Source organism: Ruegeria sp. AB10 (assembly GCF_056542745.1).
Genome location: NZ_JBQGAI010000001.1, coordinates 494,053 through 507,375, shown reverse-complemented (window position 1 = coordinate 507,375; position 13,323 = coordinate 494,053). Strand labels below are relative to the sequence as shown.

The following is a 13,323-nucleotide window of genomic DNA, read 5'->3' as shown; positions in this document are numbered from 1 at the left end:
GCCATTGGTGCAGGGGCTTATGCTGCGTGCAAATCAAAAGGTGCCGCAGTGCAGAATAATCCGCATACCACTCTGATCACGTCAACAGCGCCCGTGACCACCGTCTCGCACGGGGGGCGGGCGAAATGTCTGCAACGCCTGGTCCGTCTGGACCTGCCGGTGCCTCGGACGGTGGCGCTGTCCTTTGATGCGGTCCAACGGATTGCTGAAGGGCATGTGCCCGACATCGCGGCCATTCTTGAACAGTTCGATCAGGCCGCGCTGCTTTGTGTGCGGCCCAGTTCCGAGGACCCTGATTGGGGTGGCCCCGGCGCGATTCTGAATATCGGCATGAACGACGCGCGCTATGTGGACCTGTCGGATTCGATGGGGGCCGAGGCCGCTGCCGCGCTGTATCTGCGTTTTGTGCAAAGCTTTGCCATCCATGTGGCCCGCCTGGACGCGGATGTGTTCGATGATATCGACGCGGATGGCAGCGAAGGGCTGCGCCTGTCTCTGCGGGCCTATGAGGATGAAACCGACGAGGCGTTCCCGCAGGACCGGGGCGAGCAGTTGATTGCCGTGCTGCGATCGATGGCGCGGGCGTGGGATGGAACATCGGCCCGTTTGCTGCGCCAGGCCAAGGGCGCGCCTGCAGATGCGGGGCTGGGGCTGGTGATTCAGGAAATGATCCCCGGTGTCGGTCAGGGCGAATGCGGATCGGGTGTTCTGCAACTGATCGACTCGACCACAGGATTGCCGCAGATCACAGGCCGATACCTGAGCCAGAGTCAGGGGCGGGATGCGCTGGGTGAGGGCGTGGCGGCGCTCTATCTGGAAAAGGACCCGCGCGGCAAGTCGCTGGAAGAAGTGGCGCCCGAGGCCTTTGCCAACCTCAAGTCCCATGCCGCTTTGATGCGCACCAAGCTGCGCGAGGAAATGCAGGTCGAGTTCGTGATCGAAAACGGCCATGTCCACATCTTGGACGGCGTGCGGGTACAGCGCAGTGCGCGGGCCGCGCTGCGGATCGCGGTCCGGCTGGCCGAAGATGGCATCATTCTGCCGCAAGAGGCGGTGATGCGGGTCGATCCGCATTCTCTGAACGAAATGCTGCACCGGCAGGTTCACCCCGAAGCGCGTCGGGACGTTCTGACCACCGGTATCGCCGCCAGCCCCGGGGCTGCGACCGGCAAGATCGTGTTCACCGCTGCCGAGGCGCAAGCCAGTGCCGCGCGCGGTGAGCCCTGTATTCTGGTGCGTCGCGAGACCTCTCCGGAAGACGTGCGCGGGATGCACGCGGCCGTAGCGGTGCTGACTGAAAAGGGCGGCATGACCAGCCACGCCGCCGTGATTGGCCGCGGATTGGGTTTGCCTTGTATCGTTGGCGCGTCCGAGATGCGGTTCCAGACCAAGAAAAGGTTGCTGACCGCGCCGGATGGTCGTGTGTTCAAAACCGGCGACACGCTGACGATTGACGGAAGCTCGGGGCAGGTACTGGCGGGGCAGCCCGCCATGCTTGAGGCCGCGCTGGATGACTGTTTTCAGACGCTGATGGGCTGGGCTGATGATGAGCGTGACATTGCCATCCGTGCCAATGCCGACACGCCCGCCGATGCGCAGACGGCGCGGAACTTTCTGGCGCAGGGGATTGGTCTGTGCCGAACCGAGCATATGTTCTTTGACCCCGGCCGCCTGATCGTGATGCGCGAGATGATTTTCGCACAAACATCCTCGGGCCGCGCGGCGGTGCTGGAGCGGCTGCTGCCGATGCAGCGTGAGGATTTTGTACAGCTGTTCCGGATCATGGAGGGGCAGCCGGTCTGCATCCGCCTGTTCGACCCGCCGTTGCACGAATTCCTGCCGACCACGCGCAGCGGACAGCGCGAACTGGCAGAGGCTCTGGACCTACCGGTTTCAGACGTTGAGCGGCGCGTGGCGGCGATGACCGAATACAACCCAATGCTGGGTCTGCGTGGGGTGCGTCTGGGCGTGACTGTGCCCGAAATCTACGACATGCAGGCCCGCGCCATCTTTGAGGCAACACTTGAGGCCAGCAAGGACGGTGCCCCCGTGGTGCCCGAGGTGATGATCCCTCTGGTTTCCGCCAAGCGTGAGGTGGAACTGGTCAAATCCCGCATCGACTCGGTCGCGGCCGCAGTGGCGAACGAACGCGGGCAGGAGTTCGAGTACAGGTTGGGCGTCATGGTCGAAACCCCGCGTGCCTGTCTTCGGGCGGATGAGATCGCACCGCAGACCTCGTTCCTGAGTTTCGGTACCAACGACCTGACCCAGATGACCTATGGCCTGTCCCGAGACGATGCGGGCCGGTTCATGTCGGCCTATGTGCGTCAGGGCGTGTTTGTCGAGGATCCGTTCCATGTACTCGACCCGGACGGGGTGGGGGAATTGCTGAAACTCGGGGCCGAACGGGGGCGGCAGGCGCAGCCGGATGTCACCCTGTCCGTATGCGGCGAACACGGTGGTAACCCCGAATCAATCGCCATTTGCCGCGATCTGGGGTTTGACTATGTGTCATGCTCTCCGTTTCGGGTGCCTGTCGCTCGGCTGGCTTCCGCTCAACTGGCGATTTCGTCCAGACTTGGGGGTTGACACTCGTCTTTTGCCCTAGGATTAGTGGTTTTCAGGCAACCTTGTGCTGGAATTAATTTTCCTCACGGGCGATTTTCCACTTGCGTTTTCTTCTGATCTGGACGTCTCGGCCGGACTGCGCTAAATGCCTCGTCGCGCCCGCCGGGGGAGGGTACGGCGCGATTTGTGCCTGTGCGAGGTTATCTGATGCTACGATACATACTGGCTGCTGCCACAATGGCGGCAACCCTGTTGCCGAGTGTGTCTTTCGCTGAAAGGGAAGCCACCGATACTGCCAAACGCGAACTTGTCACCCGGAGCGAACTGCCCGGGCAGAACTTTCGCGACTATCTGAATCTGTTCAAGCCCCGCAAAGAGCTTGAGCCAGTAAAAGTCTCTTATTCGAAGGCTTGGCTGGATCAACAGCCCAAGGCCACCGGGGATGAAGGCTTTAAATGCCTGGCCGAGGCGCTGTACTTTGAAGCGCGCGGCGAAAGCGTGCGCGGTCAGTTCGCCGTGGCCGAGGTCATTCTGAACCGTGTCAAAAGCAGCCGGTTTCCGGACTCGTTGTGCGGCGTGATCAAGCAGGGAACCGGCAAGAAATATCAGTGCCAGTTCACCTATACCTGTGACGGCCACAAGGAAGTCATCCGCGAGAAAAAGGCATATGAGCGTGTTTCCAAGGTCGCGCGGGCCGCAATTGACGGTGTCGCCAAGGAACTGACCGAAGGCGCCACGCATTACCACACCACCGCTGTGAACCCGTCGTGGTCGCGCGTCTACAAGGAAACAGCGCGGATTGGTGTGCATATCTTCTACAGGCACAACTACCGAACAGCGAGCAACTAAAGGGCGCCCCGCGCTGCCAGAAAAGTGGCGCGGGGTGTCGTACTTGGCCGATTGTGGGTCCAAGGGCCGGGCCCGCCGGTGTTCGATCAGACCGACCAAATGTCAATTGCCGGGACAGGGCGTATTGGGTTGAATGATCCGGGTCGCTTTCCCTGACGCCGCATTCGGTATCTGGAATGGCGTTTGAGGCGGTGTTATACGCCCGCGCATCCTATAGTGTTGGCTGATCAGCCCACCAAGCCCGAAAAGGTCCTTTGCATGAGCTCTGAAATCCGTCTTGCCTTTGCGCATCCGTCCGAGCGGTCCGAAGCGACCGCCACGCGCGGTCCGCTGGATCGCATCTCGCTCAGGGACCATATTGTCGAGGTCGAGATCGGCGCCTTTCAGGCCGAGCGCGGTACGACACAGCGCATCTGCTTCAACATTGTGGTCGAGGTGCGGCCGCTGACCGATCCGATTGACGACGACGTGGATCGCATCCTGTCCTACGACCGCGTGACCGAGGCGATTGCCCACGAACTGGCGGCCGAGCGCCTGAACCTGCTGGAAACTCTGGCGGATCGTGTGGCCGAGCGCATCTTGCTGGAACCTCAGGCCGTAAGAGCCTTTGTTCGCATTGAAAAGCTGGACCGTGGCCCCGGTGCTCTGGGCGTCGAGATCGTGCGTGGCAAGGACACGATCCACCACGATTTGGTTGAGGAAGAACGCCCCCATCCGCGGCTGGTATTCCTGTCGAATGAGGCGATTGCCTCGTCCAATCTGACCGGATGGATTGACCAGTTGGAGAACCGCCAGCGTCCTCTGATCCTGTGCGTGGGGGCTGCGGATATGGATATGCCGCAGACCGGCCATGCGATGACGCAGCGCCGGATCGACCTGTTGGCGATTGAACAGAACGCCTGGGTTCTGGCCGCGCGGGATCATCGCTGTGTGGTGGTGTCGACGCGGACCGAATTGGATTGGGCGATGAAGAACGGTCAGATCTGTGTCTGGGCCCCGTCCAAGATCGTGCTGGATGCGGTTGACGGCCCCTCTGCCGCGCCTTCGGACGCCGTTGCCCTGGCGGCGTGGTTCGCAGCCACGTTTGAAGCCAGCGAAATGATGGTGATCGGCGGTGCCTTGCCGACCGCGCCGAAGACGCCTCTGCGCGCCATTCCCGTGGACCAGGCGCAACTGTGACCGAATACTTCAGACCGCTGGTGCAACATGGCCCGGCCCGCCCAGCGGGCGCGGTGCCTCTTGCCGGTCAGACTCTGTGGTTCACGCATGCCGAACGGCTATCCCGAACCGAAACCCCGGCGGTTGTTTCCGCACAGGACATCCCCGACGACGTGCTTGCACGCCTGACCGGGCCGCGCGCCGAGATCGCCGGGCTTGCGATGGACCGGCCGCAGATCATGGGTATCCTGAACGCGACACCGGACAGCTTTTCCGATGGCGGCGTGCATAACTCGGTCGAGGCAGCCGCAGCCGCGGCCGAACAGATGGTGGCGCATGGGGCCAGCATTCTGGATATCGGTGGCGAGTCGACGCGTCCGGGGGCCTCGTACGTGCCGGAAGACGAAGAAATCGCGCGAACCCAACCTGTTATCGAGGCCATCCGCGCCAATACGCAGGCGCTGATCTCCATCGACACCCGTAAGGCCAGCGTTGCGCGGGCGGCGTGGAATGCGGGGGCGGGGCTGATCAATGACGTCTCAGGCTTTACCTTTGATCCGCAGCTTGCGCCGTTTTGCGCCGAGGTTGATGCCCCGGTCTGCGTGATGCACATGCAGGGCGATCCGGCCACGATGCAGGACGATCCGCAATATGATGACGTGCTGTTGGATGTGTACGATTTCCTTGACGGGATGGTGGCGCAGTTAGAGCAACTGGGCCTGAACCGCGCCCGGATCGTGATTGATCCGGGCATTGGATTTGGCAAGACGCAGGCGCACAATCTGACCCTTCTGCAAAATCTCAGCCTGTTCCACGGGATCGGCTGTCCGATCCTGCTGGGCGTGTCGCGCAAGGGGCTCATTGGGCAAATCGGCCAGGAACCGCGCAAGGACGCCCGCGCGCCGGGATCAATCGCCGTTGCTTTGGCAGGATTGTCCCAAGGCGTGCAAATCCTGCGCGTTCATGACGTGCCCGAGACCGCTCAGGCCTTGCGTCTGTGGGCTGCCGTCCGGTAATCCGGTCGCAGGCAAGAAATAACGGAGTGACACGATGCGCAAGCTGTTCGGAACCGACGGAGTGCGGGGCACCGCCAATACCCATCCGATAACGGCCGAGATGGCCCTGCGCATTGGGGCTGCTGTCGGGCGGTATTTCCGGAAGGATCATTCTGAAGCACACCGGGTGGTGATCGGCAAGGACACGCGCCTGTCCGGATATATGCTGGAAAACGCGCTGACGGCGGGGCTGACCTCGACCGGGATGAACGTGCTGTTGCTGGGTCCGGTGCCGACGCCGGCGGTGGGTTTGATGACCCGGTCGATGCGGGCTGATCTGGGTGTGATGATTTCGGCCAGTCACAATCCGGCCGAGGATAACGGCATCAAGTTCTTTGGCCCCGACGGCTACAAGCTGTCCGATCAGGCAGAGCTGGAAATCGAACGTCTGATCGAAGAGGGCGTCAGCCCTGCGCAGGCGCAAAATATCGGTCGCGCGCGCCGGGTGGATGATGCGCGGTTCCGCTATGGTGAGCGGGTCAAGTCTTCGCTGTCCCGCGACCTGCGTCTGGACGGGCTGAAAGTGGTGGTGGATTGCGCCAATGGCGCCGCACACCGCACCGCGCCCGAGGTTCTGTGGGAGCTTGGCGCCGACGTTATTCCGGTCGGGATTGCGCCGGACGGCAAGAATATCAACCTGAATTGCGGGTCGACCAAACCTCAGTTGGCGGCCGAGACGGTCGTGGCCCATGGCGCGGACGTTGGGATTTGCCTGGACGGCGATGCCGACCGCGTCGTGATGGTCGACGAACACGGGCAGGTGGCTGACGGTGACCAGCTTATGGCGCTGCTTGCTACCAGTTGGGCCAAGGCAGAGCGTCTGCAGGGCGATGCGCTGGTTGCGACGGTCATGTCCAACCTGGGGTTGGAACGCCACCTTGGCGCGCAGGGGCTGCGGCTGGAGCGGACGGCGGTTGGCGACCGCTATGTCGTTGAACGGATGCGCGAAGGCGGGTTCAATCTGGGCGGTGAGCAGTCGGGTCACATTGTCATGAGCGATTATGCCACCACCGGTGACGGGTTGATGGCTGGTCTGCATTTCCTGGCCGAGATGGTGCATTCGGGCCGCAAGGCATCCGAACTGTCGGTTCAGTTCGAAACCGTTCCACAGCTTCTTAAGAACGTGCGTTACGGTGAGGGGCAGACACCTTTGGAAACTGCCAGCGTACAGGCTGCCATCGCCGATGCAGAGGCGCGCCTTAACGGACACGGACGTCTTCTGATCCGCAAGTCGGGAACAGAACCCCTGATCCGTGTGATGGCGGAATGTGAGGACGATGCCCTGTTGACGCAGGTTGTGGATGGCATCGTGGCCGAGGTCGAAGCTGTCGCGGGTTAACGCCCGATCAGCATCTTGCGCAGGCTGAACCACTGGCTGATGGCCAGCCCGGTCAGGATCATGATCAGCGCGATGTAGAACCGCAGGGGCAGGGCTTCGGACAGAATCCAGGCGCCAAAGATCATCGACCAGATCGGTACCTGATAATTGACCAGCGTCAGGAAAACGGACCCGGCGCTGCGTATGATCGAAACGCGCAGCAAAGTGGCAAAGGCGGTGGGCAAAAGACCCAGCGCTATGATCGCCAGACCGGGGCGTGCGCCCTCCCAGCGGGGAAGGCCCTCGGTCACCAGCATGATCGGCAGCAAAAGCGCCGCGCCAACGACCAGTGACAGCGCAGCCAGCACCACCGGATCAATCGGCGGGCAGCGCCGGGTAAAGATCGACGCGCAGGAATAGCACAGGGCCGCCCCGATACAGGCAAGTTGGGCCACGGGTTCCGCACCTTGTCCGATCTGAGCCAGCCCTGGACCGATCAGCACCAATGCTCCGCAAAATCCCAGCGAGACCCCAACGAGTCTACGCAGGTTCAACGGCTCATCGGAAAAGAAATGTGCCAGCGGCAATACCATCAGCGGAATGGCGGCCATCGACAGTCCCGCAAAGGCCGAGGCCACATATTGCTGCCCCCAGCTGAGCAGCAAGAAGGGCAGCGCCGTGGACAACAGGCCGATGATCGCGATGTAACCCCAAAGCTTCGGGTCGCCCGACGGCAGCTTGCGCCCGGTCAGCGCCATCATCCCCAGCAAGGTCAGCGCCCCCAACGTGGTGCGTGCGGTGGCAACGGTGACCGGCCCGTATCCCTCTAGCGCCATGGCGACAACCATGAACGTCCCGCCCCAGATGAGGCCCAGAGTAATAACGCCGCTCCAATCGCGGGATGTGGGTTGGTCAATCATGTTGCGCCTTGGGGCCGAAAGCGGTTGTGACGAAAAAGGGCGGCCGTTTGGCCGCCCTTTCGCTTTGAACAGTCAGGATCAGTTCTTTTCCTGATCGACCAGCTTGCCAGCAGAAATCCACGGCATCATGTCGCGCAGTTTCTTACCAACCTGCTCGATCTGATGCTCGTCGTTGTGGCGGCGGGCCGCTTTGATGGTCGGCTGACCAACGGCGTTCTCCAGCATGAAGTCACGCACGAACTTGCCGGTTTGGATGTCCGAAAGGGTCTCTTTCATCGCCTTCTTAGTCTGCTCATAGGGCAGAATGCGCGGGCCGGTGACGTACTGGCCATATTCCGCAGTGTTCGAGATCGAGTAGTCCATGTTGGCGATGCCGCCTTCATAGATCAGATCAACGATCAGCTTGGTCTCGTGCAGACACTCGAAATAGGCCATTTCAGGTGCATAGCCTGCCTCGACCAGCGTTTCGAAGCCGCAGCGGATCAGCTCAACGATACCGCCGCACAGAACGGCCTGCTCGCCGAACAGGTCGGTTTCGCATTCTTCGCGGAAATTGGTCTCGATGATGCCCGAACGGCCGCCACCGATGGCCGAGCAATAGGACAGGCCGATTTCAAGCGCTTTGCCAGTTGCGTCGCTGTCGACAGCGACCAGACAGGGCACGCCGCCGCCTTTGACATATTCGCCACGCACGGTGTGGCCGGGGCCTTTGGGGGCCATCATGATGACGTCGACGCCTTCTTTCGGCTCGATCAGGCCAAAGTGGACGTTCAGACCGTGGGCGAAGGCAATGGCCGAGCCGGGCTTGATGTTGTCATGCACGTATTTCTTGTAGGTCTCTGCCTGCAGTTCGTCGGGCATGGTGAACATGATGACGTCGCACCAAGCCGCCGCTTCGGCGATACCCATGACCTGCAGACCTTCGGCTTCGGCTTTCTTGGCGGATGCCGAGCCTTCGCGCAGAGCGACAACGAGGTTTTTCGCACCCGAGTCGCGCAGGTTCAGCGCGTGGGCGTGGCCTTGCGAGCCATAGCCCAGGATGGCCACTTTTTTGTCTTTGATCAGGTTGATGTCGCAATCGCGATCGTAATAGACGCGCATGATTCCGGTCCTTTCTGTTACGGTTGCTGTGCTTTTAGTTCGGAGCGACTTGGTTGGCGAGCGTTGAGGTATTGAGTATTTGTGAAAAAGATGAAAAATTATTCGTCATAAGTTAGAATAGTGAAGAATTCATGCTTGATGACATGGACCGGCGCATTTTGCGCCATTTGCAGGCCGAGCCGACCCTTTCGATGGCCGAACTGGCAGAACGATGCGGGATCAGCCAGGGCGTGTGCTGGCGCCGCGTCGAGAAGATGCAGGCCTCGGGCGTCATTCAGGGGCAGGAGGCCGTGATTGACTGGGCTGCGCTTGGATATGCCGTTGAGGTCTCGCTGCGCGTGACGCTGGACAAGACCCAGCCGCGTGCCTTCGATGAGTTCACGGTCGCCGCGCGGGAGGTGTCCGAAGTGATTGAGATTCAGACCTTTCTGGGACGTGTAGATGTGCGTCTTTCGGTTTTGGCCCGCGACATGTCTCATTATCAGAAGATTTACCGTGACCGCATTCTGACCCTGCCGCATATCGCCGATATCGAGGCGTTGATGCATATCGCGCGGTTAAAGCGAAACGAGGTTCTGCCCGTATGATTGAGCTTGATGAAACCGACCGCCAGATCCTGCGTGCGCTGGTGCAGGATGCCACACAAAGTGCCGGAGCTTTGGGGCGTAAGCTGGGATTGTCCCAGCCTGCGACCTGGAGGCGTATCAGGCGGCTGGAAACGGCTGGGGTCATCAGGGGCCGCCGCCTGCGTCTGAATGCCGAGGCGCTGGGGTTCGGCGTGACGGTTTTTCTGGGTGTCAAGCTGGCACGCAAGGGCCAGATCAGTCTGGAAGACTTCGAGCGCGCGGTCAGCGCCATCCCCGAGGTTCAGACGGTCGAGCATGTTCTTGGCCTGTACGACTATCGCCTGCGGGTTGTTGCCCGCGACCTGTCCGACTTTGAACGCGTCCTGCGGCGACGGATCATGACCCTGCCCGGCGCCGGGGACGTCGAAGCCAACGTCCTTCTCAGCGAAGAGCGGCTGCCAGGTCCGATCGGTTAGCCGGGATTAGTATCTGGTGCGAATGCAATATCCGGGATGGTGGGTCATGCGCGCGAAGGTCATCGGCTCACCATCTTTCCAGGTCGTACGCTCAAGCTGAATCATCGAGGTGCCGGCAGTGGTGCCCATGAATTCGGCCAGACGCCCGTCGGCGGAAATCGCGCAAAAGGCAATCTCGGCCTCGGTGAAGGGCGCGACATTCAGCAGCCATTCATGTGGGCCCTGCGAATTGAGGTCGGCATGTTCGACTTCAGGCACGGTGTTGATGTTGATCCAGCGCTCTTCCAGTTGAAAGGGGCGGTTGTCGGCGTAGTGCATACAGATCACGTGCAGCACACGCGCATCCGGAGAAACGCTGAGCTGTGACGCCAGCCACCCGGGGCTGGGTACGACTTTCCGCTCGACCAGCGCATAGCGATAGGTTGAATTCTGGTTTTCGACGACCTGCCGCGCCAGCGAGAGCTCCAGTTTCGCGTGTTTGCTGGGTTCTTTTTTGACCCGTGTTCCGCTTTTGCGCTTACGCTCCACGAACCCCTGATCGGCTAATTCCCGCAAAGCGCGGTTTACGGTCGCGCGCGCGCAATTGAATTCTTCGGCAAGCTGCGTTTCCGTTGGCAGCAATGATCCCTGGGGCCAGATCCGGCTTTCAATGCGGCGTTTAACTTCGTCCCGTACAACCTGAAAACTGATCCGCTTTTGAGCATTCACGAGAAGCAATACCTTTCTTCTTCAAAGTGTGTGTATCTGTTCAGAAACACCTCTGGGTGTAAAGAGGGGCTGACACTATTTGGCGTCAAGTAGGGGGGCTAATGGTGCAGTTTCCGTTGTTTTTTTCACGGGGAAATAAGGTTCCGTCGCGTCAATTGTCGGCGCAAGAAAACTGCTTTACCAATTTCGGCAGAAGATTCACTTTGCCCCAGTACTGTTTGAAAGGACAAATCATGCCGGCGCTTTTGGATAGCATTGACCCCAATGGGCTCGAGGAATTCTCGGTTGTATTCACCGACCGTTCCCTGAACCACATGTCAGCCCGGTTTCAGACCGTCATGCGCGATATTTCAACGATGCTGAAAGATGTCTACGGTGCTGAAGGCATTGCCATAATTCCGGGCGGTGGGACCTATGCAATGGAGGCTGTGGCCCGCCAGTTCGCGCGCAATGCCAACGTTCTGGTGGTGCGGAACGGGTGGTTTTCCTACCGTTGGACCCAGATCATTGAATCCGCAGATTTGACGGCGTCGGCTACAGTGCTCAAGGCGCGGCAAACTGGCAACTCCAACCCGTCCCCGTTTGCGCCAGCACCGATCGAAGAGGTGGTATCAACTATTCGTGAGCAGCGCCCGGATGTGGTGTTCGCGCCGCATGTCGAAACCGCGGCGGGTCTGATTCTGCCGGATGACTACGTGACGGCCATGGCGGACGCTGCGCATGAGGTTGGCGCGCTGATGGTGCTGGACTGCATCGCCTCGGGCTGCGCCTGGGTCGATATGAAGGCAACGGGCGTGGACGTCCTGATCTCGGCCCCGCAGAAAGGGTGGAGCGCGTCGCCCTGTGCTGGATTGGTTATGCTGTCCGAACGGGCTGAGGCACGGTTGGAAGAGACCACATCCGACAGTTTTGCCGTGGACTTGAAGAAATGGCGTCAGATCATGCAAGCCTATGAGAATGGCGGTCATGCCTATCATGCCACCATGCCGACCGACGCGCTGCAAGCGTTCCGGGACACAATGGCCGAGACCCGCGATTACGGCTTCGAAAAGCTGCATGAAGCGCAATGGGCTTTGGGCAACGGCGTGCGGGCAATGCTGAAGGACAAGGGCATTGTGTCAGTGGCCGCCGATGGGTTCGGAGCGCCGGGCGTTGTGGTCAGCTATACCTCGGATCCCGAGGTTCAGAACGGTAAGAAATTCGCCGCGCTGGGAATGCAGATCGCCGCTGGCGTACCGCTGCAATGTGACGAACCCGAAGGATTCAGCACTTTCCGACTGGGCCTGTTCGGGCTGGACAAGCTGTACGATGTGGATGGCACAATTGCGCGGCTCAAGCGTGTGCTGGATCAGGTGCTGTGATCGTCTGAGTGATCTGGGGGCCTCAGCGCACGCCGAGGCCCATCTGCATCAACGTCTTGCGCACGGGCGGTAGGGAATAGAGCGCGTTCAGCCCCATCGCCCGCGCATCGCGCAGCGGTCGCGCCTCGATCATCGAGGCGCGGTTCAGAAGGTCGATGCCTTTGACGCGCATTTCGATCTCGGTGTGACGGGCCTTGTGGTAGGCATCCAGCATCTGGGCGTCACCCAGACCTTCGGGGCGGGCCTGCGCCAGATCCAGCAGGCTGCGCAGATCTCCCAATGACATGTTCAGCCCTTGGGCGCCGATAGGGGGCACCACGTGGGCGGCTTCGGCCATCAGGGCGATACGCTCGCCCGACAACCGTTCCGCCGATTGGCTGATGATCGGCCAGATGGTCCGGCGCGAGGCCAGTTTCAACGGCCCGAAAAGCCCGCAGGAACGCTCAGTCATCAGTGCCTCGAAGGCCTCGGGTTCGGTGTTCAGCAGTTCAATTGCACGCGGGCCGCGTTCCATCCAGACAATCGCCGACGACGGCTGACCCTGCCAATCGGGCAGGGGGACCAGAGTGAACGGTCCGCCCGAACGGTGAGTCTCGGTCGAGACATTGTCATGCGGAACCGGATGCGTCACGGCAAAGGCCAGCGCCTTTTGACCATACCGCGTGGTGTGCACGTTGATCCCCGCCGCCTCGCGCATAGGTGAATTGCGGCCATCTGCGGCGACCACCAGTTTGCAGCGGATACGGCTGCCATCACTCAGGCCCACACGCGCTTCGGCGGTGCGGGTGAACAGGCTGACGGTGGCAGTACCGGGGCGGAAATCGACATTGGGCAACTCGGCCAGACGGGCCACCATCTCGCGCCTCAAAAGCCAGTTAGGCAGGTTCCAGCCAAAGGGCTGTTCCGAAATATCGGCGGCGTTGAAGTCACGCACCACGCGGGGTTCTGGGACGTCTCCGCCCGCATCGACGATGCGCATGATCTGCAGGGGGGTGGCGTGTTCATCCAGCCGTCGCCACAGCCCGCATTGCTCCAAGAGCCCATGCGCCGGCTGCAGAAACGCAGTCGTCCGCAGGTCCGACCCGTCCACGTCACGCTCGGTGATGGGCGGAGTGGGGTCGACGCAGATAACGTCGAACCCGGCAGTTCCAAAAGCCGCCGCAGCGGTCAGTCCGGCGATACCTCCGCCGGAAATCAGGATGTCACAGCTGTTTGTCATGGCCTTGGTCTCCGAGTCTTGGGC

General features: G+C 61.0%; 12 protein-coding genes. 8 read left to right on the top strand and 4 right to left on the bottom strand.

Annotated elements, in window-relative coordinates; genetic code table 11:
- Window positions 1-48: 48 nt before the first annotated feature.
- From ACR0NT_RS02505 to glmM, 5 genes are all read left to right on the top strand, one after another.
- Window positions 49-2,589 carry a pyruvate, phosphate dikinase gene (locus tag ACR0NT_RS02505; RefSeq protein WP_170441804.1) on the top strand — a complete coding sequence of 847 codons (2,541 nt, stop codon included), beginning with the start codon at window positions 49-51 and terminating at the stop codon, window positions 2,587-2,589.
- A gap of 186 nt (window positions 2,590-2,775) precedes the next feature.
- Window positions 2,776-3,417 carry a cell wall hydrolase gene (locus ACR0NT_RS02500; RefSeq protein ID WP_480442577.1) on the top strand — a complete coding sequence of 214 codons (642 nt, stop codon included), beginning with the start codon at window positions 2,776-2,778 and terminating at the stop codon, window positions 3,415-3,417.
- A gap of 258 nt (window positions 3,418-3,675) precedes the next feature.
- Window positions 3,676-4,596 carry a dihydroneopterin aldolase gene (locus ACR0NT_RS02495; RefSeq protein WP_170441807.1) on the top strand — a complete coding sequence of 307 codons (921 nt, stop codon included), beginning with the start codon at window positions 3,676-3,678 and terminating at the stop codon, window positions 4,594-4,596.
- Entirely contained in the window at window positions 4,593-5,591 is a 999-nt protein-coding gene (folP, locus tag ACR0NT_RS02490) for a dihydropteroate synthase (RefSeq protein WP_170441811.1), read from the top strand. Before ACR0NT_RS02495 ends, folP begins: the two co-directional genes overlap by 4 nt.
- 34 nt (window positions 5,592-5,625) lie before the next feature.
- Window positions 5,626-6,969 (top strand): phosphoglucosamine mutase, encoded by a 1,344-nt coding sequence (glmM, locus tag ACR0NT_RS02485; protein ID WP_170441814.1) that lies wholly within the window; start codon window positions 5,626-5,628, stop codon window positions 6,967-6,969.
- On the opposite strand, the gene ACR0NT_RS02480 is transcribed toward glmM, so the two are convergent.
- Window positions 6,966-7,868 carry a DMT family transporter gene (locus ACR0NT_RS02480; RefSeq protein ID WP_170671013.1) on the bottom strand — a complete coding sequence of 301 codons (903 nt, stop codon included), beginning with the start codon at window positions 7,866-7,868 and terminating at the stop codon, window positions 6,966-6,968. The two genes, glmM and ACR0NT_RS02480, sit on opposite strands and share 4 nt — an antisense overlap.
- 78 nt (window positions 7,869-7,946) lie before the next feature.
- Window positions 7,947-8,969 carry a ketol-acid reductoisomerase gene (gene ilvC / locus ACR0NT_RS02475; RefSeq protein WP_170441820.1) on the bottom strand — a complete coding sequence of 341 codons (1,023 nt, stop codon included), beginning with the start codon at window positions 8,967-8,969 and terminating at the stop codon, window positions 7,947-7,949.
- Between the two features lie 131 nt (window positions 8,970-9,100).
- On the opposite strand from ilvC, the gene ACR0NT_RS02470 reads away from it, so the two are divergent.
- Window positions 9,101-9,556 carry an Lrp/AsnC family transcriptional regulator gene (locus ACR0NT_RS02470; protein WP_170671015.1) on the top strand — a complete coding sequence of 152 codons (456 nt, stop codon included), beginning with the start codon at window positions 9,101-9,103 and terminating at the stop codon, window positions 9,554-9,556.
- Complete coding sequence (locus tag ACR0NT_RS02465; RefSeq protein ID WP_170397816.1) at window positions 9,553-10,011, top strand: Lrp/AsnC family transcriptional regulator; 459 nt, start codon at window positions 9,553-9,555, stop codon at window positions 10,009-10,011. The genes ACR0NT_RS02470 and ACR0NT_RS02465 overlap by 4 nt, the downstream gene beginning before the upstream one ends.
- A 6-nt stretch (window positions 10,012-10,017) precedes the next feature.
- On the opposite strand, the gene ACR0NT_RS02460 is transcribed toward ACR0NT_RS02465, so the two are convergent.
- Window positions 10,018-10,719 (bottom strand): GntR family transcriptional regulator, encoded by a 702-nt coding sequence (locus ACR0NT_RS02460; RefSeq protein ID WP_170441825.1) that lies wholly within the window; start codon window positions 10,717-10,719, stop codon window positions 10,018-10,020.
- 233 nt (window positions 10,720-10,952) lie between these two features.
- On the opposite strand from ACR0NT_RS02460, the gene ACR0NT_RS02455 reads away from it, so the two are divergent.
- Window positions 10,953-12,080, top strand: a complete 1,128-nt coding sequence (locus ACR0NT_RS02455; protein ID WP_170671017.1) for an aminotransferase class V-fold PLP-dependent enzyme — start codon at window positions 10,953-10,955, stop codon at window positions 12,078-12,080.
- Between the two features lie 22 nt (window positions 12,081-12,102).
- On the opposite strand, the gene ACR0NT_RS02450 is transcribed toward ACR0NT_RS02455, so the two are convergent.
- Window positions 12,103-13,299, bottom strand: coding sequence for a UbiH/UbiF family hydroxylase (locus tag ACR0NT_RS02450; protein ID WP_170441831.1), 1,197 nt, complete (start codon window positions 13,297-13,299; stop codon window positions 12,103-12,105).
- Between the last annotated feature and the right edge of the window lie 24 nt (window positions 13,300-13,323).